Source organism: Brotocaccenecus cirricatena, assembly GCF_020687045.1.
In the GTDB taxonomy this organism is placed as follows: domain Bacteria; phylum Bacillota; class Clostridia; order Oscillospirales; family Oscillospiraceae; genus Vescimonas; species Vescimonas cirricatena.
This window is the reverse complement of sequence record NZ_JAJEPW010000042.1, coordinates 1-20151: the sequence shown is the minus strand read 5'-3', so window position 1 is coordinate 20151 and position 20151 is coordinate 1. Positions and strand designations below refer to the sequence as shown.

The window sequence follows — 20151 nt, the reverse complement described above, 5'->3', positions numbered from 1 at the left end:
AATGCGCAAAAATCCATCCCATTTTCCCGGGTTTATACCCACGCAATTTCAACAAAATGAGAATGAAATTTTTGTATACCTTGCAGAAGGAAAAAGAATTTCTTTTTTCGGAGAAATCATGTATGATAAAGGTACAACAGAACGCGCACCGCGCTCTGAAAATTGAAGGAGGAAAGAATACCATGCGGAAATTCTTAGCGACTCTGCTGGCGCTGGTCATGACGCTGGCGCTGATGGTCCCGGCTTCCTGGGGCGAGAACAAGGAGACGTATCAGCTCCCTGACTCCCTGGCGGGCAAGACCGTCATCCTGCACACCAACGACGTCCACGGCGCCATCGACAAGTACGCCAAGGTGGCTGCTCTGCGGGACGAGTGCTACGACAAGGGCGCTCACCAGGTGATCCTGCTGGACGCCGGTGACTACAGCCAGGGCTCTCCCTACGTCAGCCTCAGCAAGGGCGCAACCGCCCTGGACATGATGGCCCTGGTGGGCTATGACGTCATCACCCTGGGCAACCACGAGTTTGACTATGGCTTCCCCCAGCTGATGGAGAACCTGAAAAAGCACCAGGGCGATTTCATGGTCGCCTGCAACAACCTGGTGGACGACGAGGGCGATCTGATCTTCGCCCCCGGCGGCACCGCTCCCATCTATGCCGACGACAGCTATGAGACCGAGCTGTTCCGCATCGCCATTGTGGGCATGGCCACCCCCGAGACCCAGACCAAGGCCAACCCCGCCCTGATGAAGGGTCTGAGCTTCATCGGCGGCAAGGATCTGTACAAGATCACCCAGGAGGACGTGGACATGGCCCGCAGCGAGGGGAATGCCGATATCGTCATCGCTCTGGGCCACCTGGGCGTGGATAAGTCCTCCGAGCCCAACTGCTCCTACAATGTGATGCAGAACGTCAAGGGCATCGACCTGTTCATCGACGGCCACTCCCACACGGTGATGACCGCCAGCAAGGACAACAACATGGTCCAGTCCACCGGCACGGGCCTTGCCTATGTGGGCGCCATCGTCATTGACAACGCCACCAAGAGCATCGAGAGCAACGGCCTCATCGACCTGTCCGCCTACACCAAGGAGGACGCCACCGTGAAGGCTGCCGCCGACAAGATCATCAGCGACATCAACGCCGAGTACGGCAAGGTTTTTGCCAGAACCGACGTGGAGCTCAACGGCGCCAAGGAGCCCGGCAACCGCACCCAGGAGACCAACCTGGGCGACCTGATCACCGACTCCATGCTGTGGGCCATCCGCAAGGACGCTGAGCTCACCGTTCCCGCCGAGAACGTGGTGGCCATCACCAACGGCGGCGGCATCCGGGCCTGGATCCACAAGGGCGACATCTCCAAGCTGGACGTGAACACCGTGCTGCCCTTCGGCAATACCGTGGCTGTGGTGTATGTCACCGGCGCCGAGCTGCTGGAGGCCCTGGAGGCTTCTACCTTTGCCCTGCCCGACTCCCTGGGCGGCTTCCCCCAGATCGCCGGCATGAACATCTCCATTGACGCCACCAAGAAATACGATCCGCAGACCACTCCCTATCCCAGCGGCAGCGGTAAGGCCACCTACTATGGTCCCGCTTCCATCAACCGCGTCACCATCAACAGCGTCAACGGCAAGGCCTTTGACCCCAACAAGACCTATGCCGTGGTCACCAACAACTTCTGCGCCGCCGGCGGCGACACCTACTATGCCTTTGCTGCCGCCTCCAGCCAGTTCGACACCGGTCTGCCTCTGGACGAGGTGCTGATGGACTACATCACCACCGAGCTCAAGGGCGTGGTGGGCGAGCAGTATGCCCAGCCCCAGGGCCGCATCACCATCACCCTGCCCGCCGAGGAGCCCACCACTCCCACCAAGCCTGAAAGCCCCAAGACCGCCGATAACGGCGTGGTGGTGTACGGCCTGGTGGCCGTCATGGCAGCCGGCGCTGTCGTGGTGATGACCTCCAAGAAGCGCAAGGCCATCTGAGCGATCTCCTTTTGCTGACACAGCATTTCCCCTGCCCCGGCGGACAAGCTCCGCCGGGGCTTTTTCTGTCATGGCGCTATTCTGCAACTAAAATTACGCCAACCACTTTTCAAATCCGGCGGGATATGCTATGATACAGTTTAATAAAGAAGAATTACGAGGGCTTATGCCAGATATCGCGGCTTCTTATTTTGCTGAGGAGGACACCATTCATGGCTGAGGTTGGAAAACGGGAGGTCCGGGTGGACGCCTTTGACAAGGCCACCGGACGCACCAAATATTACGAGGATCTGATGCCCCGGGACGCGCTGTATGTGCGCATCAAGCACTCCACCATTGCCCACGGCTTCGTGAAGTCTGTGGATAAGTCCGCTGCGGAGGCGATCCCCGGCGTGGTAAAGGTCCTGACCTGCTTCGACGTGCCGGAGCACCCCTTCCCCACCGCCGGTCACCCCTGGTCCATGGACCCGGGACACCAGGACGTGGCGGACCGGCATCTTCTGAACCGGCACGTCCGCTACTACGGCGACGACGTGGCCGTGGTCATCGCGGAAAACGAGGTGGCCGCCATGCAGGGCGTCCGGGCCTTGCAGGTGGAGTATGAGGAGCTTCCCCTGGTGCTGGACGCGCAGGAGGCCATGAAGCCCGGCGCACCCCAGCTCCACGAGGCCTTCCCCAATAACATTCTCAAGCACACCGACATGAAAAAGGGCGACTATCAGGCTGCCATCCGGGAGCCAGGCCTCATCAAGGTGGAGGGCTGGTACGACACCCCCACGGTGCAGCACTGCCACATTGAGAATCACGGGTGCTTCGCCTATGAGGAAAACGGCCGGATCACCGTGGTGGCCTCCACCCAGATCCCCCACATCATCCGCCGGGTGGTGGGCCAGGCCCTGGGCCGCCCCTGGAGCGATATCCGGGTGGTAAAGCCCTATATCGGCGGCGGCTTCGGCAACAAGCAGGACGCCCTGTATGAGCCCCTGTGCGCCTGGTGCTCCACCCAGGTCCAGGGCCGCTGCGTCCGCATCGACTGCTCCCGGGAGGAAACCTTCGTCTCCAACCGGGTGCGCCACGCCATCCGGTTCCACATTGTGTCCTGGCTCCGACCGGACGGCACCTTTGCCGCCCGAAAGGTGGAGCTGTTCTCCAACCAGGGGGCCTACGCCTCCCACGGACACAGCATCGTGGCCAAGGCCATGGGCTCCTTCCCCCAGCACTATCCCTGCGACAACATGGAGTGCGACGCATGGACCGTGTTCACCAACCGGCCCGCCGCCGGGGCCATGCGGGGCTATGGTATGCCCCAGGCCTCCTTTGCCGACGAGGCCAACGTGGAGGACTGCGCCAAGGCCGTGGGCATGGACCCCCTGGCCTTCCGGATGCAGAACGTCATGCCCCAGGGGTACGAGGACGGCTTCTCCCACAACGTGAACTATGACGATTCCTTCCGCCAGTGTTTGGAGGCAGGCAAGAAGTACATCGACTATGACCGCAAGGTGGCGGAGTTCGCCAAGGACACCGGCCCCATCCGCCGGGGCATCGGTATGGCCACCTTCTGGTACAACACCGCCGTGTATCCCATCTCCCTGGAGACCTCCTCCAACCGGATGCAGCTGAACCTGGACGGCAGCGTCACCATGCAGTGCGGCGAGACGGAGATCGGCCAGGGAGCCGACACCGTCTATGCCCAGATGGCCGCCGATGTGGTGGGCCTGGGGGACTATCGCAGGGTCCACGTGGTGTCCTGCCAGGACACGGACATCACCCCCACGGGCCTGGGCGCCTACGCCTCCCGGCAGACCTATGTGGCGGGCTTCTCCATCCGCCAGACGGGCCTGCTGCTGAAGGAGAAAATTCTGGACTACGCCGGAAAGCTCACCCGCCAGGCGGTGTACAACATGGACATCGTGGACGGCAGCATCGTCCGCACCACCGACGGCAAGGTGCTGATGAGCCTGTCGGAGCTGGCCATGCACGCCCAGTATAACCCCAACGACTCCCAGCATATCACCGCCGAGAGCACCTATACCATCCGCAACAACGCCTATTCTTTCGGCTGCACCTTCGCCGAGGTGGAGGTGGACATCCCCATGTGCAAGGTGACGCTGAAGGACATCATCAATGTCCACGACTGCGGCAGGCTGGTGAATCCGGCCCTGGCGGAGGCCCAGGTTCACGGCGGCATGTCCATGGCCATCGGCTACGGTCTGTCCGAGCAGCTGCTGTTCGACGAAAAGACCGGCAAGCCCCTGAACAACAACCTGCTGGACTATAAGCTCTCCACCATCATGGACCACCCCCATCTGGAGGCGCAGTTCGTGGAAAATGCCGAGCCCACCAGCGCCTTCGGCACCAAGGCCCTGGGCGAGCCCCCGGCCTGCTCCGGCGCTCCCGCCATTCGCAACGCCATCTACAACGCCACCGGCGTGGCCATCGACCAGGATCCCATCACCCCCCACGTCCTTTTCCGGCGCTTCACGGAAGAGGGCCTGATCCGGGACTAAGGAGGAAATACCGCTATGTATGATATGTCAGCGCTCTACCAGGCCCAAAGCGTCCAGGATGCCATCCGCCTGCGGCTGGAGCATCCCGAGGCCCAGATCATCGCCGGCGGCACCGACGTGCTGGTGCAGATGCGGGAGGGCAAGCGGGCCGGAAAGGCCCTGATCAGCATCCAGGGATGCCGGGAAATGCGGGGCGTGTCCCTGGACGAGGAGGAGAACCTCCGCATCGGCAGCCTCACCACCTTCAGCCACATCACCGCCGATCCTCTGATCCAGCGGTACATCAACGTCCTGGGCGAGGCGGTGGACATGGTGGGCGGACCCCAGATCCGCAACGCCGGCACCATCGGCGGCAACACCTGCAACGGCGTCACCTCCGCCGACTCCGCCTCCACCCTCCACGCCTGGGAGGCCATCGTGGAGATCACCGGCAAAAACGGCGTCCGCCGGGTGCCCATCAAGGAGTTCTACCTCAAGGCCGGCGCCGTGGACCTGCGGGCGGAGGACGGCGAGATCCAGACCGCCATTCTCATTCCCAAGGCGTCCTATGACCGGACCTTCGGCCACTATATCAAGTACGCCATGCGCAATGCCATGGACATTGCCACCCTGGGCACCTCCGTCAACGCCCGGCTGAGCCCGGACAAAAAGACCTTTGAGCGGGTGCGCATCGCCTTCGGCGTGGCAGGCCCCGTGCCTCTGCGGGCGCTGAACGCCGAGGCCTTCATCAACGGCAGGGAAGTCACCTTGGAGAACATCCAGCAGTTCGGCCGCACGGTGCTGGAGGATATCCACCCCCGTGATTCCTGGCGGGCCAGCAAGGCTTTCCGGTCCCACATCGCCGTGGAAAGCGCCAAGCGCTGCCTGATGGAGTCCGTGAAGCTGGCGGGAGGTGAGCTGTAATGGCAAAGAATCAGTATCAGCTGGTGACGTTCTTCCTCAACGGCAAGGAAGTGGAGAAAATGGTGGACGTCCGGGCATCCCTGACGGATATGCTCCGCAACGACTTCTCCATGACCTCCGTGAAAAAGGGCTGCGAGGTAGGCGAATGCGGCGCCTGCAACGTCCTCATCGACGGCGAGTGCTACAACTCCTGCCTGTACCTGGCCGTGTGGGCCGAGGGCAAGCACATCACCACCCTGGAGGGGCTTATGGGCCCCAACGGTGAGCTGTCCGACATCCAGCAGGCCTTCATGGAGGAGACGGCCATTCAGTGCGGCTTCTGCACCCCGGGCTTTATCATGACGGCGGTGGAGATCCTGGACCGGGGCGTGTACTACACCGACGACCAGCTGCGCAAGCTGCTGTCCGGCCATCTGTGCCGCTGCACCGGATATGAGAACATCTTCAAGGCCGTGAAAAAGACCATGCTGCGCCGCCTGGGCCGCCTGGACGACCCGTATCTGAACACCTGAACCTTCGCTGCCCCCGGCGCGATGCGCCGGGGGCAATTTTTCGACACCTCGTATTGACATTCGCCGGGGGATTTGCTATACTGAATGAAAATTAGTTTGGTGTGCTGAATTTTTTTGGCCACCGTTATCCTTAATTGGGAATATCGACAGGGAGGAGACTGTCGAGAAACCCGGAAATCTTCCGCCATCGGAAAGGAAGATAGTTACGAAAGAAACCCATCAGGGGTGTCTTTCGTTTGCAATCACAGGTTTTTCAGAACTTTTTAAGTTCTGAAAAACCGCACGCAGCTTGTCAAAAAAAGACTTTTTTGACAAGCTGAGGGAGGACGCCATGATCTTCTATACCGCCGACCTGCATTTTCACTATGAACCCTTTCTGCCCTCCCGGCCCTTCGACACCGTGGAGAACATGGACCGCCAGCTCATCCACCGGTGGAACGAGGCCGTTTCGGAGGAGGACACCGTGTATGTGGTGGGGGACGTGGGCTATAACCGGGGCCTGGTGCCCGGGGACGCCCTGTCCCGGCTCCGGGGCCATAAGCACCTGATCCGGGGCAACCACGACACCGGCTTTGAAAACGCCGGGGAGCTGTATCGCTATTTTGAAACCGTCACCGACTTCAACGAGATCGACGACGGAGAGGTTCACATTATCCTCTGCCACTATCCCATTCTGTACCGCAAGCGGGGCTATATGGTCCACGGCCACCTGCACCAGGCCCGGGGCCCGGAATACGACATTCTGCGCCAGCTGCCCCGGGTGCTCAACGCCGGGGTGGACGTGAATTTCTACCGCCCCGTGACCCTTCCCCAGCTCATTGAGAACAACCGCGCCTTTTACAGTGGGGCGCACGATGCCCTGATCCCCCCGCCCCCGCCGCCCCGGCGGCGGGGAGGTGACGGCTGGCTGCCGGGCCAGCCGGACTTCCGGCCCCTTCCGCCCCGGCCCGATTTCGATAAGGAGTGACCCATGAAACAACGTCTGCTTGCTTTTTTTCTGGCTCTGTGCCTGTGTCTGCCCCTGGCCGCCTGCGGCAAAAAGCAGGGCTATGACCCCCTGGAGGGGGTGGAGACCCGGGTCATCACCGACTCCGCCGGACGGCAGGTGGAGATACCCGCCCAGATCCAGCGGGTGGCTCCCAGCGGCTCCACGGCCCAGATGATCCTGATGCCCATTGCCTATGACCTGCTGGCGGGGCTTTCCAGCAGTCCCAGCACGGCCCAGATGCCCTATTTCCCGGAGGAGGTCCGGTATCTGCCCACCTTCGGCCAGTTTTATGGCAGCAAGGCCAACCTGAATATGGAGTCCCTCATCGACGCCCGGCCCCAGATCATCATCGACCTGGGCGATGCCAAGGACACCATCGCCGACGATATGGACCGTATACAAAAGCAGACCGGCATTCCCACGGTGTTCATCGAGGCGGACCTGGATGATATGGCCGCCGCCTATCGGATGCTGGGGGATATCCTGAACCGGGCCGGCACGGCGGAGCCTCTGGCCCAATTCATTGAGAAAAGCGTGGCCATGGCCCAGGAAAATTCTGCAAAAATTCCGGAGAGCCAGCGGCTTTCCGTGCTGTTCGGCACCGGCTCCACGGGCCTTGCCTGCAACGCCGCCGGGTCCGTCCAGGCGGACGTCATCGACCTGGTGGGGGCCGTCAACGCCATCATCCCGGAGGAGGTCAGCAACCGGGGCGGCGGCACCACCGTCAGCCTGGAGGAGGTATACGCCGTGGAGCCGGACGTGATTCTGCTGTCCACCGGCGGCCCCTACGATACCCTGACCCAGGGGGAGTGGGCGGGCCTCACCGCCGTTCAGAACGGGCGGTATTACGAGATTCCCGGCCTGCCCTATGACTGGATGAGCTCCCCGCCGTCTGTGAACCGGGTGCTGGGCATCTGGTGGCTGGGGAACCTGCTGTATCCGGAGCTGTACGACTATGACATGGTGCAGGTGGCCCAGGAGTATTACCGGCTGTTCTGGCACTATGACCTGACGGCGGAGGAGGCCGAGCGTATGCTCAGCCACTCCACCCTGAAATGAGGAACGCTATGAGGAAAATCTGCCGCGCCCTGGTTCTGTGTATGCTGCTGCTGGCGGCCTTTGACACCACCATCGCCGGACTGATCGCCGCGGCGGATAAGGACCACGCCGAGACCGGCACCTATTACATCGTCCGGGACAGCCGGAGCAGCGGGGGCAGCAGATGACCGCGGCGGATAAGCGCTATGCCCGGCGGTTCGCGGTGCTGGGGGTTGTTTTCCTGGCGGTGCTGCTGGGGTCGCTGCTATTAGGACGGTATGCCCTGTCCCCGGGGCAGCTGCTGCATATGCTGTGGACAAAGGTCACCGGCGGCGCGGCGGACTGGCCCCTCAGCGACGATAAGGTGGTGTTCGCCGTGCGGCTGCCCCGGGTGGCGGCGGCGGCCCTGGTGGGAGCGGCGCTGGCGGTGTCCGGCGCGGCGTATCAGGGGATGTTCCGCAACCCCATGGTGTCGCCGGACATTCTGGGGGCCTCCACCGGCGCAGGCTTCGGCGCGGCAGTGGCCATCCTGCTGGGGGCGGGCTATTTCGGCATTTCCGCCGCCGCCTTCTGCTGCGGTCTGCTGGCCGTGGCGGCGGCGTGGCTGGTGAGCCGCCTGTCCAGAACAAACCAGACGGTGGCCCTGATTTTAGCGGGCATGATGATCTCGTCCCTGTTTTCGGCGGGGACGTCCTTTGTGAAGCTGGTGGCGGATACCCAGCAGCAGCTGCCCGCCATCACCTATTGGCTGATGGGGTCCCTGTCCTCCATCAAGGACAAGGACGTGCTGTTTCTGTCCATTCCGGTGGCCCTGGGGATGGTGCCGCTGCTGGTGCTCCGGTGGCGGATGAACCTGCTGACCCTGGGGGAGGAGGAGGCCCAGTCCATGGGCGTGAATACCCGGCGGCTGCGGGGCGCGGTGATCGTGTGCGCCACGCTGCTGACCTCCGCCAGCGTGGCGGTGTCCGGCATGATCGGCTGGGTGGGCCTGGTGATCCCCCATTTCTGCCGGATGCTGTTCGGCTATGACTACCGGCGGCTGATCCCCGCCGGGGCCCTGTTCGGGGCGTCGTTCCTGCTGATCGTGGACGACATTGCAAGACTTGTGACCACCGGCGAGCTGCCGCTGGGCATTCTCACGGCCTTTGTGGGCGCGCCGCTGTTTGTGTATCTGATCGTGACGGGAGGTGGCCGCCGTGTCCATTGACGTGAGGGACCTGTCCTTTGCCTACGGGAAGCGGCAGGTGCTGCGGCAGGTGAGCTTCCGGACCAGGCCCGGGCAGCTGGTGGCGGTGCTGGGCCCCAACGGGGCGGGAAAGAGTACCCTGTTCCGGTGCATCCTGGGCTTTCTGCCCCGGTACCGGGGGGAGATCGCCCTGTGCGGACACGATCTGCGCTCCCTGGACCGCCGCAGCCTGGCCCGGCTGGCGGCGTATATCCCCCAGTCCAGCGCCCCGGTGTATAACTACACCGTCCGGGACACGGTGCTGATGGGGGCGGACCCCTTCCACGGGCCGGGGCCGTCCCAGCAGGAGACGGCGGACCGGGTGCTGGAGACCCTGGGTATCCGGGACCTGGCGGACCGGGGCATCAACGAAATTTCCGGCGGCGAGCGGCAGCTGGCCCTGATCGCCCGGGCCATGGCCCAGCAGGCGAAGATCCTGCTGATGGACGAGCCCACCGCCAGCCTGGATTACGGCAACCAGTTCCGCCTGCTGCGGCAGGTGCGTCAGCTGGCCGACAGCGGGTACACGGTGCTGCTGTCCACCCACAACCCCGAGCACGCCTTCCGGTTTGCCACGGATGTTCTGGTGCTGCGGGAGGGCGGCGTGCGGGCCTTCGGCCCGGCGGCGGAGACCCTGACGGAGGAGCTGCTGCGGGAGATTTACCGCATTCCCCTGACGGTGGCGGACATCCCCGTCCCCGGCGGCAGCGTGAAGGGCTGCGTATACGATACGTGACCGGGCGGTGGCTTTTGGGCGGACAGAGTCGTCCGCCCCTACGGATTGCGCACCGACAGAACCGCCTGTAGGGGCCGGGTTCTACCCGGCCCAAGGTACGGGCATAGCGGGCGGGGTAGAGCCCACGCCCCTACGGAGTGTATACCGGCAGAATATCCTGTAGGGCAGGGCCCGCGTGCCCTGCCGCATATACCGTCGCACCCAATGGCGGGGCTATGCCCCGCTTTTGCGGGGATGCGTTATCCTCAATCGAGGTGCACAAAGGACGGAAATCCGGGTTTATCAACGTATAAAATCCGGATGAAGGCTTTTATAAATTACAAGAAGCGAAGCAAATCTCCAAGCGCGTTTCGGCAGCTTTGCTGGCGGTTCTGATGGTGCTGAGTCTGCTGCCGCAGACGGTACTGGCTCTGGACCCCGACCAGCGGCAGGCGGAACGCCGGGAGGGCTATGATGTGGCCACCGTCTCCGGCGGTCACAGCACCTATGCCAACGGCGGCACCGGCGGCGTCGTGGGTCAGTTCGGCGATGGCAGCATCGCAAACAGCTATAATTATGGCAATGTGACCCTGGGCGAGGGCCTGGTGTGCAATAATCTGGGCGGCGTCATCGGCCGGGATATGAAGAAAAGCGGCTCCCAGGTGGAGAACGTCTACTGCCTGGACAGCAGCTGCGCCTATGCCTCCACCAGCGGGGCGGATGAGCGCGTCACCGCCGTCAGCGCGGCGGACTGCTGGCCCGGGGTCAGGTGATCCCCGCCAAGGGCCACGACTATCAGGACGGCAAGTGCACCGTCTGCGGCGCGGAGGACCCGGACTATCAGCCTGACCAGCCCACTCAGCCCGAAAATCCAGGCGTCAAGACCGGCGACGAGAGCTATGTGGTTCTGTGGAGCGCGGCTCTGCTGCTGGGCGGCGCAGCGTTGGTGCTGCTGCCCCGGAAAAAGCGGAGCTGATACAGAGCAGAAATCGAATAAGCGCAAAAAAATGGCGTGCGCTGCGGCGCACGCCATTTTTTGCGGGGCGGCTTTCCGGCGGGGTGGAAATCCGCGAAAGAGTGTGATATACTGGGAAAAATCAGCAACCCCCTGCCGCGGTATGCCATGGCCGGGGGATATAAGGAGATCACCATGGAACACAGATTTTTACGGACGGAAATGGTCCTGGGGGACCGGGCCCTGGACCGGCTCTCCCGCTGTCATGTGGCGGTGTTCGGCCTGGGCGGCGTGGGCAGCTATGCCGCCGAGATCCTGGCCCGCTCCGGGGTGGGGGAGCTGACCCTGGTGGATCAGGACACCCTGAGCCTCACCAACATCAACCGCCAGCTGTACGCCCTGTCCTCCACCGTGGGGGAGTATAAGGCGGAGGCGGCGGCCCGGCGGTGCCGGGATATCAACCCGGACATCCGGGTCCACCCCCTGTGCGCCACCTATGACGCTGCCCACCGGGAGGACTTTTTCGCCGGGAAATTCGACTATATCGCCGACTGCATCGACCTGGTGACCTGCAAGCTGGACCTGATCGCCCAGGCGGGGGAGAGGGGCATCCCCATCATCTCCGCCCTGGGCACCGGCAACAAGCTGGACCCCACCCTTCTGCAGGTGACGGACATTTCCAAAACCTCCGTGTGCCCTCTGGCCCGGGTCATGCGCCGGGAGCTGCGGGACCGGGGCATCCGGCATTTGCAGGTGGTGTACAGTCCGGAGCCTGCCGCCGAGACCCGGCAGCTGGAGGCTCCCTCCCCCGGGCGGCGCAGCGTTCCGGCCAGCGTGCCCTGGGTACCCTCCGCGGCGGGGATCCTGATGGCCTCCGCCATCGTCCGGAACCTGATAGCGAATGAGAGTGAATAATATGGATATCATACAGGAAATCGAGAATTTCGTCCCGCTTTGTCCCCAGGAACAGCGGGACAAGGCCGGGATACTGCGGTTTTTGGCGGGAAATCCCGACGCATTTGAACGGGAAAATCTCACCGCCCACATGACCGCCTCCGCCTGGGTTTTAAGCCCGGACCGGCGGCAGGTGGTGATGGTGTATCACAATATCTACAACTCCTGGTCCTGGACCGGCGGACACGCCGACGGGGACCGGGACCTGCTGGCGGTGGCCATGCGGGAGGTGACGGAGGAGACGGGGCTGCAGCGGCTGGAGCTGCTGCATCCGGGGATTTTCTCCCTGGAGTGCCTGACCGTGGACGGCCACGAGAAGCGGGGGCAGTATGTCCCCAGCCACATTCACATGAACGTCACCTATCTGCTGGGGGCCATGGACCACGAGCTGCGGCAGAAGCCCGATGAAAACAGCGGCGTTGCCTGGTTCACGCCGGAGGAGGCCCTGAAGGCCTCCACGGAGCCGTGGATGGTCCAGCGGGTATACAGCAAGCTGACCCAGCGGGCCGCGGCCTATATGGCCCGGTAAGGAGGCATTTTTCATGGCAAAACGAAAGCCGGACACCGGCGCGACCTATATTTCCCCAAGACTCCGGGCCAGCCTGGAGCCGGTGGGCCGCTGCGCCCTGACGGTGGTAACGGCTCCCATGGGCTACGGCAAGACCACGGCGGTGAACTGGTTCCTGGGGACCCAGCCCCCGGGCTGCGCCATCCGCATCAGCATCTATTCCGACAGCCTGCCCGCCCTGTGGCAAAGCGGCCGCCGGGCCTTCCGGGATGCGGGACTGACGGCGCTGGAGGGCTTCGAGTGCCCCGGGGACCCGGCCTCCGCCGGTCTGCTGGCCGACACCCTGTGCCGGGAGCTGCGGCGGCAGGAGCCATGGTATGTGTTTCTGGACGACCTGCACCTGATGCCGGACCGGCGGGTGGCCCGCTTCTTGTGCGAATTGGCGGCAAGACTGCCGGATAATGTGCATCTGATCGCCGCCAGCCGGGACAAGGCCCTGTCCGGGGACCAGGTGCTGCGGCTGGGCGGGCGTCTGCACCGCATCGGGGCCGGGCAGCTGCGGCTGGAGGGCGATGAGCTGGCAGCCTATGCCCACCGGTTCGGCGCGGCCCTGGACCGGGAGCAGCTGGCGGAGCTGCAGCAGGCCACCGAGGGGTGGATGGCCGCCGTGTATCTGCACTTGCAGGCTCTGGCGGACCGGGGGACCGCCCCGGCGGAGACGGCGGACATCTATGACATGTTCACCGCCGCCATGCTGCGGCCTCTGCCGCCCCGGCGGCAGAAGTTCCTGGCGGTGATGGGTCTGGCGGACGAGTTCACCGGGGAGATGGCCCGGTTTATCACGAAGGAACCGGACACGGCGGAGATTTTGTCCGACCTGACGGCCAAAAACGCCTTTGTCACCCGACTGCCCGGCGGGGGATACCGGTTCCACCACATGATGAAAGCCTGCGCCCAGCGGGACTTCGACGCCCTGCCGCCGGAGGAGCAGGCGGCGTATCAGGCCCGGTACGGCCACTGGTACGCGGAAAACGGACAATATTTGCAGGCTCTGGCGGCCTATAGTAAGGCAGGCCGGTGGGACGACGCCCTGGAGGTGGTGCAGCGGGATGCGGGCATTCTGCTGGCGGCCCTGCGGCCCCAGCAGGTGCTGGAGCTGCTGGACCGCTGCGGCGACCAGGTGCTGATGGAGCATCCCACGGCCCTGCTGGTGCTGATGCGGCGGATGTTCACCTGGGGGCAGATCCCCCGGATGCGGCAGCTGAAGGAGCTGCTGCTGGAGTCCGTCCGGCGGCACCCGGAGCTGACGGACCGGCAGCGGGGGAACCTGCTGGGGGAGTGCGACCTGATCGAGAGCTTCCTGTATTACAACGACATCGGGGCCATGAGCCGGTTCCACCGCAGCGCCAGCAGGCAGATGACCCGGCAGGCCGTCAGCATCCAGAGCCACGGCAGCTGGACCTTCGGCTCGCCGTCGGTGCTGATGATGTTCCACCGGACCCCGGGACAGCTGGACCGGGAGCTGGCGGACATGGACGAGTGTATGCCCCACTACTATCAGATCACCGGGGGCCACGGCATGGGCGCCCAGCGGATCATGGAGGGCGAGGCGGCTCTGGCACGGGGACGGCTCAACGACGGGGCCATTGCCTTAGAGCGGGCTCGGGCGGCCATCAGCGGCAGCGGACAGGAGAATATGGCCCTGTGCTGCGACTTTCTGGAGATGCGGCTGCACATGGCCGCCGGGGAGGCGGTGGGGGTGGACCTGCGCCGCCGCCGGCAGCTGTTGCAGCAGCACAATGCCATGTGGCTGCATATTTTCGACAGCACCGCCGCCTATTGTCAGGCGGTGCTGGGCCGGGCGGACGATATTCCGGAGCTGTTCCGGGAGCATCGGCTGGATACCGTGAATTTCCTGGGGCCCTGCCTGCCTATGATGCAGATGATCGAAAATCAGGTGTATCTGGCCCAGGGAGCCTATGCCCGGGTCATCGGCGGCAGCGAGGGGCTGCTGGCCCTGTGCCGGGGGATGCACTACGCCCTGGTGGAGCTCTATGTGCTGGTGCAGACCGCCGCGGCCTATGAGAAGCTGGGCAAGCGCCGGGAGGCGGCGGAGCTGCTGGGCCAGGCGGCGGCCCTGGCCCGGCCGGACGGCCTGGTGACGCCCTTTGCGGAAAGTGGACGCTATCTGCGGGAGCTGCTGCCGGAGTGCGGGGACCTGGGCCGGGAGGCGGCGGAGCTGAGCCGAGTGCTGGAGAACGGCAGCCGGGCGGCCCGGCAGCAGGGTCAGCGGCCGGAGGCCTTGGCCCCCCTGACAGAGCGGGAATGGGCCGTGGCCCAGCGGATGGCCCGGCGGCTCAGCAACCGGGAGATCGCGGGGCAGCTGTTTTTGACCGAGGGCACCGTGAAGCAGTACATCAACCAGATCTATTCCAAGCTGCACCTGACCGGCGACGCCCGCACCAAGCGCCGCCGCCTGGAGGAGCTGATGGAGGAGTAGGAATTTCAGGGGCGGACAGGCTTGTCCGCCCCTTCGGACCCTCTCAGTCGACTGCGCCGACAGCTCTCCCAGAGGGTGAGCCAAGCTCATAGGGGCCGACGTCCCCGGCGGGCCGGGCAACGGCAGGCGGAGGCGGCGGGAGAAAGGCGGGGATGAAACACAATTTTCTCTTGCAAACGGGGAAAAATGTGGTATACTGTCAGCTGTCACATTTGTGTGAAAAGTATGAATTTGCGAGGTGGGCGCATGGCCGGAGGAAAGCACATCCTGGGCAAGCCGAAAAATCACCGGATCTTTGGCACGGCCCGGGTGGGAGAGCGGGGACAGATCGTGATTCCCAAGGAGGCCCGGCAGTTTTACGACATACGGCCCGGGGACACGGTGCTGGTGCTGGGCAGCGGCGAAAGCGGCCTGGTGCTGTCCAAGCCCGAGGTGCTGGACCGGGTGGCCCGGCAGATTTTAGAAGATATGGGAAGGAATGAGGAGAAATGACGGATACCAATTCCATTTATAACCGGCTGGGCGTCAGCGATCAGGTGCTGCGCTTCGGCCAGGAGGTGCTGGAGGGGCTGACGGACCAGTTCCGGCACATTGACCAGGTGGCGGAGTTCAACCAGGCCAAGGTCATCGCCGCCATGCAGAAAAACCGGGTGAACGCCACCCATTTCAACCTCTCCACCGGCTACGGCTATGACGACGAGGGCCGGGACAACCTGGAGCGGGTATATGCCGACTGCTTCGGCGCCGAGGCGGCCCTGGTGCGGCCCCAGATCACCTGCGGCACCCATGCTCTGGCCCTGGCCCTGGGGGCCAACCTGCTGCCCGGGGACGAGCTGCTCAGCCCGGTGGGCGGACCCTATGACACCCTGGAGGAGGTCATCGGCATTCGGCCCTCCCCCTGCTCCCTGAAGGAGTACGGCGTTTCGTACCGGCAGGTGGATCTGCTGCCGGACGGCGGGTTCGACTATGACGGCATCCGGGCCGCCATCAACGAAAAGACCAGGCTCATCACCATCCAGCGGTCCAAGGGCTATGCCACCCGGCCCTCCTATTCCGTGGAGGAGATCGGAAAGCTCATTGCCTTCTGCAAGGAGTGCAAGCCCGACGTGCTGTGCATGGTGGACAACTGCTACGGCGAGTTTGTGGAGACGCAGGAGCCCACCAACGTGGGGGCCGACATGGTGGTGGGCAGTCTCATCAAGAACCTGGGCGGCGGTCTGGCTCCCACCGGCGGCTATATCTGCGGCAGAAAGTCCTGCATCGAGCGGTGCGCCTACCGGCTCAGCGCTCCGGGCCTGGGCCGGGAGGTAGGGGCCAATCTGGGGCTTCTGACCAGCTTTTACCAGGGGCTGTTCCTGGCTCCCACGGTGGTGTCCTCGGCGGTGCGGGGCGCGGTGTTTGCCGCCGGGTGCTATGAAAGACTGGGCTTCCGGGTGGTGCCCGGCAGCGGCGAAACACGCAGGGACATTATCCAGGCGGTGGAGCTGGGCAGCCGGGAGGCCATGGTGGCCTTCTGCAAGGGCATCCAGTCCGCCGCACCGGTGGACAGCTATGTGACCCCGGAGCCCTGGGCAATGCCCGGGTATGAGTCGGAGGTCATTATGGCCGCCGGGGCCTTTGTGCAGGGGGCGTCCATCGAGCTGTCCGCCGATGGGCCCATCCGCCCGCCCTACGCGGTGTATTTCCAGGGGGGACTCACCTGGTTCCACGCCAAGCTGGGCATTCTCATGAGCATCCAGAAGCTGCTGGATGCAGGAATCATCGAAATGTAATTGTAAAATGTAATTGTAAAAGGAGAAAAAATCACATGTGGTTCTGGCTTTCCCTAATCGCTCTGCTGTGCTGGAGCGGATCGGACCTGTTTTCCAAAATCGGCTGCCAGTCGGAGACCGATAAATACAGCCACCTGAAAATGGTGACGGCTGTGGGCGTGGTCATGGGTCTGCACGCGGCGTATGAGATCTTCATCGGCGGCACCCAGGTGACCTGGGAGATCATCTGGACGTATCTGCCGGTGTCGCTGCTGTACATCTCGTCCATGGCCATGGGCTATATCGGCCTGCGGTATATTGAGCTGTCCATCTCGTCCCCCATCTGCAACTCCTCCGGTGCGCTGGTGGCGGTGCTGTGCCTGCTTACCGGCGGCATAGGCGAGCTGGTTCCGGCCCAGCTGGTGGCCACGGCCCTGGTGTGCGTGGGCGTGATCGGCCTGGGTGTGGTGGAGGCCCACGAGGATGAGGACCTGCGCCGGAGGCGGCAGGAGGCGGCCAACCGCCGCTATGCCAAGTCTGCCCTGGCTCTGCTGCTGCCCATTGCTTACTGCGTGCTGGACGCGGCGGGGACCTTTGCCGACTCCCGGGTGCTGGACAAGCTGTCCGGCGAGGCGATGGCGCAGGGGCTGTTCGCCACGGCGGATGAGTGCTCCGACTACGCCGCCAGCGCCGCCAACTGCGCCTATGAGCTGACGTTCCTGCTGGCGGGCATCGTGTGCTTCGTGTATGTGGTGCTGATCCGGAAGCAGAAGCTCATCGCCCGGCAGGAGGCCCCCAAGTATGCCGGCGCGGCCTTCGAGACGGCGGGCCAGTTCGCCTATATCTTCGCCCTGTCCGACACGGCCCATGTGGCTATCTCCGCCCCCATCATCTCCGCCTACTGCGTGGCGTCGGTGGTGTGGAGCCGGATCTTCCTGAAGGAGAAGCTGTCCCTGAAGCACTATCTCATGATCGCCCTGGTGGTGGCGGGTATCGTCATCCTGGGCGTGTACGATGGATAAAAACAAGTGGTGGAAAAGGACGATGTCCTTTTCCACCAAAAGAGCTTTCGCTCCGAACCGCGCGTCCCGCCGGGCATGAAACCCGGCGGGACACACTCTCTCCGCGCAAAGAGTTTTTTGCGACGTACACGCCGCCGCAAAAAACGGATTGAATTTGATTCACGGCCTGCGGGCCGTGAACTCTGCGAGGCTTTTGATACGATGATATGCCGCCCTGGGGGGCGGCATATGTTTTATCCGGGGCTGTCCCAAAAGGGCTTTGCCCTTTTTGGAGAAGCTGAGGGCGGCCAGCGAAATTTTATTGAACCATTCGGCGTTTTTGCATTGACGGGTACGGGGCGGCGCTGTATAATATGGTCAGAATATCACAAGGGACAGACGCATTTTTTATGGAGGAATACAAGGAGGAAAGCAGTATGATCAAGACCATTGACGGCATCATCGAGGCGGCCCGGGGCGGGGAGCCCGGGATCATCGCCGTGGCCGCCGCCCATGACCGGCCGGTGATCGAGGCGGTGGCGGAGGCCCGGCGGGAGGGCATTGCCGTTCCTGTGCTGGTGGGCCACGCGGATGAAATCGCCGCCATGCTCAGGGAGCTGGGGGAGGACCCCGCCGCCTATGAGATCATCCCCGGCGACACGGACACCGACTGCGCCGCCAAGGCCGTGGCCCTGTGCGCGGAGGGCCGGGCCAATTTCCTGATGAAGGGCATCCTGGGCACTGCCGACCTGATGCGGGCGGTGTTCAATAAGGAGCACGGCCTGCGCACCGGCCGCCTGACCACCCACTGCATGTTCTATGAGATCCCCGCCCTGGGGCGGATGATTATCCTCACCGACGGCGGCGTGAACACCTTCCCGGACCTGGAGAAAAAGGCGGACATTCTGGAAAACGCCGCCATGTGCTTCCAGGCCCTGGGCTATGAGACCATCCACGCCGCCTGCATCTGCGGCGCGGAGCAGGTGAATCCGAAAATCCAGTCCACCGTGGACGCCGACGCCCTGGCCCATATGACGGACCGGTGGGCCAAATACGGCATGGACGTGTGCGGGCCGGTGGCCCTGGACCTGGCTGTCAGCCCGGAGGCCTGCCGCCACAAGCACTACAGTGCCCCCGGCGCGGGCATGGCGGACATCCTGCTGGTGCCCAACTATGAGGTGGGCAACGGCATCGGCAAGGCCGCCACCCTATTCGGCGGGGCCAAGAACGCCGGGGTCATCCTGGGGGCCAAGGTGCCCATCGTGCTGGTGTCCCGGTCCGACAGCGCCTATTCCAAGCTGGCTTCCATCGCCGCCGGCAGCGTCCTGTCCCGGCGGATGCACCTGTCCTGACCAAACCGCATACATAGAGGAGAGTATGTTATGGTAAACCAGAAATTCTATCAGCTGGGCACCGCGCCCTCCGTCATCCGGGAGCTGTTCGCCTATGGCCTGGAGCAGGCCAAAACGGTGGGCCCGGAGAACGTGTTCGATTATTCCCTGGGAAACCCCAGCATCCCCGCCCCGGCCAAGGTCAACCAGTCCATTCACGATATTCTCAACGACACCGATTCCATCAAGGTCCACGGCTATTCCATGGCCTGCGGCTTTGACAGCGCACGGGAGGCCATCGCCGCCAACCTGAACCGCCGGTTCGGCACGGACCTGAAGGCCGGGAACCTGTTTCTCACCTGCGGCGCGGCCCCGGGGCTGATCGCCGTGATCAAGGCCCTGCTGGCGGAGGAGGACTCCGAGATCATGGTGGTGGCCCCCTTCTTCCCGGAATACCGGCCCTTTACCGAGTCCAACGGCGGTCATCTGGTGGTGGTGCCGGCAGACACCGATGCGTTCCAGATCGACCTGGACCAGGTGGAGCGCCGCCTGACCCCCCGTACCCAGGCCATCATCATCAACTCCCCCAACAATCCCTCCGGCGTGGTGTATACCCGCCGGACGCTGGAGGGCCTGGCCCGGCTGCTGGAGCGCAAGAGTGCGGAGTACGGCCACCCCATCTACATCATCGCCGACGAGCCGTACCGGGAGCTGGTATACGGCGGGGTGGAGGTGCCCTTCATTCCCACGGTGTACCGCAATACCATCGTGTGCTACTCCTATTCCAAGTCCCTGTCCCTGCCCGGCGAACGCATCGGCTATATCTGCGTCCCGGATTCCGTGGAGGACCACCAGGCGGTGTACAGCGCCATCGCCGGGGCGGCCCGGTCCTGCGGCCATGTGTGCCCGCCCACGCTGATCCAGCTGACCATCGCCCGCTGCGCCGATGAGACGCCGGACCTGGCAGCCTATGATGAGAACCGCCAGCTGCTGTACCGGGAGCTCACCGCCATGGGCTATCAGTGTGCCAAGCCCGACGGGGCCTTCTATCTGTTCGTCAAGGCTCCCGGCGGCGACGACGAGGCTTTCTGCGAAAAGGCCAAGCGGGAGCACAACCTGCTGGTGGTGCCCGGCACGGGCTTCGAGTGCCCGGGCTTCGTGCGGCTGAGCTACTGCGTGTCCAACGACATGATCCGTCGGAGCCTTCCGGCCTTCCGGGCCTTGATTCAGGCATACGAAAAGTAAAAAACAAGCAAAACAGCGGCCCGGACGCATGCG

The 20151-nt window shown here is 63.8% G+C and carries 19 protein-coding genes; all 19 read left to right on the top strand.

What is annotated here, in order from left to right; genetic code table 11:
- Positions 1-182: 182 nt before the first annotated feature.
- Positions 183-1985, top strand: a complete 1803-nt coding sequence (locus LKD37_RS12375; RefSeq protein ID WP_302929503.1) for a bifunctional metallophosphatase/5'-nucleotidase — start codon at positions 183-185, stop codon at positions 1983-1985.
- 212 nt (positions 1986-2197) lie between these two features.
- The gene (gene xdhA / locus LKD37_RS12370) at positions 2198-4492 is read left to right on the top strand and encodes a xanthine dehydrogenase subunit XdhA (RefSeq protein WP_302929502.1); all 2295 of its coding nucleotides are present in this window, start codon (positions 2198-2200) and stop codon (positions 4490-4492) included.
- A gap of 15 nt (positions 4493-4507) precedes the next feature.
- The gene (gene xdhB / locus LKD37_RS12365) at positions 4508-5395 is read left to right on the top strand and encodes a xanthine dehydrogenase subunit XdhB (RefSeq protein ID WP_302929501.1); all 888 of its coding nucleotides are present in this window, start codon (positions 4508-4510) and stop codon (positions 5393-5395) included.
- Entirely contained in the window at positions 5395-5907 is a 513-nt protein-coding gene (gene xdhC, locus LKD37_RS12360; protein WP_302929500.1) for a xanthine dehydrogenase subunit XdhC, read from the top strand. Before xdhB ends, xdhC begins: the two co-directional genes overlap by 1 nt.
- 331 nt (positions 5908-6238) lie before the next feature.
- Complete coding sequence (locus LKD37_RS12355) at positions 6239-6874, top strand: metallophosphoesterase (protein ID WP_302929499.1); 636 nt, start codon at positions 6239-6241, stop codon at positions 6872-6874.
- 3 nt (positions 6875-6877) lie between these two features.
- Positions 6878-7954 (top strand): ABC transporter substrate-binding protein, encoded by a 1077-nt coding sequence (locus LKD37_RS12350; protein ID WP_302929498.1) that lies wholly within the window; start codon positions 6878-6880, stop codon positions 7952-7954.
- 8 nt (positions 7955-7962) lie between these two features.
- Positions 7963-8121, top strand: coding sequence for a hypothetical protein (locus LKD37_RS12345; RefSeq protein ID WP_302929497.1), 159 nt, complete (start codon positions 7963-7965; stop codon positions 8119-8121).
- Positions 8118-9140 (top strand): FecCD family ABC transporter permease, encoded by a 1023-nt coding sequence (locus LKD37_RS12340; RefSeq protein WP_302929496.1) that lies wholly within the window; start codon positions 8118-8120, stop codon positions 9138-9140. The genes LKD37_RS12345 and LKD37_RS12340 overlap by 4 nt, the downstream gene beginning before the upstream one ends.
- Positions 9130-9894, top strand: coding sequence for an ABC transporter ATP-binding protein (locus LKD37_RS12335; RefSeq protein WP_302929495.1), 765 nt, complete (start codon positions 9130-9132; stop codon positions 9892-9894). Before LKD37_RS12340 ends, LKD37_RS12335 begins: the two co-directional genes overlap by 11 nt.
- Before the next feature lie 359 nt (positions 9895-10253).
- Positions 10254-10646 (top strand): hypothetical protein, encoded by a 393-nt coding sequence (locus LKD37_RS12330; RefSeq protein ID WP_302929494.1) that lies wholly within the window; start codon positions 10254-10256, stop codon positions 10644-10646.
- On the top strand, positions 10643-10849 hold the full coding sequence (locus tag LKD37_RS12325; RefSeq protein ID WP_302929493.1) for an LPXTG cell wall anchor domain-containing protein: 207 nt from the start codon (positions 10643-10645) through the stop codon (positions 10847-10849). Before LKD37_RS12330 ends, LKD37_RS12325 begins: the two co-directional genes overlap by 4 nt.
- Before the next feature lie 174 nt (positions 10850-11023).
- Positions 11024-11743, top strand: a complete 720-nt coding sequence (locus LKD37_RS12320) for a tRNA threonylcarbamoyladenosine dehydratase (protein ID WP_302929492.1) — start codon at positions 11024-11026, stop codon at positions 11741-11743.
- Position 11744: 1 nt separating this feature from the next.
- Positions 11745-12311 (top strand): NUDIX hydrolase, encoded by a 567-nt coding sequence (locus LKD37_RS12315; RefSeq protein WP_302929491.1) that lies wholly within the window; start codon positions 11745-11747, stop codon positions 12309-12311.
- A gap of 13 nt (positions 12312-12324) precedes the next feature.
- Positions 12325-14790 carry a winged helix-turn-helix domain-containing protein gene (locus LKD37_RS12310; RefSeq protein WP_302929490.1) on the top strand — a complete coding sequence of 822 codons (2466 nt, stop codon included), beginning with the start codon at positions 12325-12327 and terminating at the stop codon, positions 14788-14790.
- Positions 14791-15015: 225 nt separating this feature from the next.
- Positions 15016-15282, top strand: coding sequence for an AbrB/MazE/SpoVT family DNA-binding domain-containing protein (locus LKD37_RS12305; RefSeq protein ID WP_302929513.1), 267 nt, complete (start codon positions 15016-15018; stop codon positions 15280-15282).
- Positions 15279-16562, top strand: coding sequence for a methionine gamma-lyase family protein (locus tag LKD37_RS12300; protein WP_302929489.1), 1284 nt, complete (start codon positions 15279-15281; stop codon positions 16560-16562). Before LKD37_RS12305 ends, LKD37_RS12300 begins: the two co-directional genes overlap by 4 nt.
- A gap of 35 nt (positions 16563-16597) precedes the next feature.
- Entirely contained in the window at positions 16598-17563 is a 966-nt protein-coding gene (locus tag LKD37_RS12295; protein WP_302929488.1) for an EamA family transporter, read from the top strand.
- 416 nt (positions 17564-17979) lie between these two features.
- A complete protein-coding gene (locus LKD37_RS12290; RefSeq protein WP_302929487.1) occupies positions 17980-18894 on the top strand; it encodes a phosphate acyltransferase in 915 nt (304 codons plus the stop codon).
- Between the two features lie 30 nt (positions 18895-18924).
- A complete protein-coding gene (locus tag LKD37_RS12285; protein WP_302929486.1) occupies positions 18925-20118 on the top strand; it encodes a pyridoxal phosphate-dependent aminotransferase in 1194 nt (397 codons plus the stop codon).
- Positions 20119-20151 lie beyond the last annotated feature (33 nt).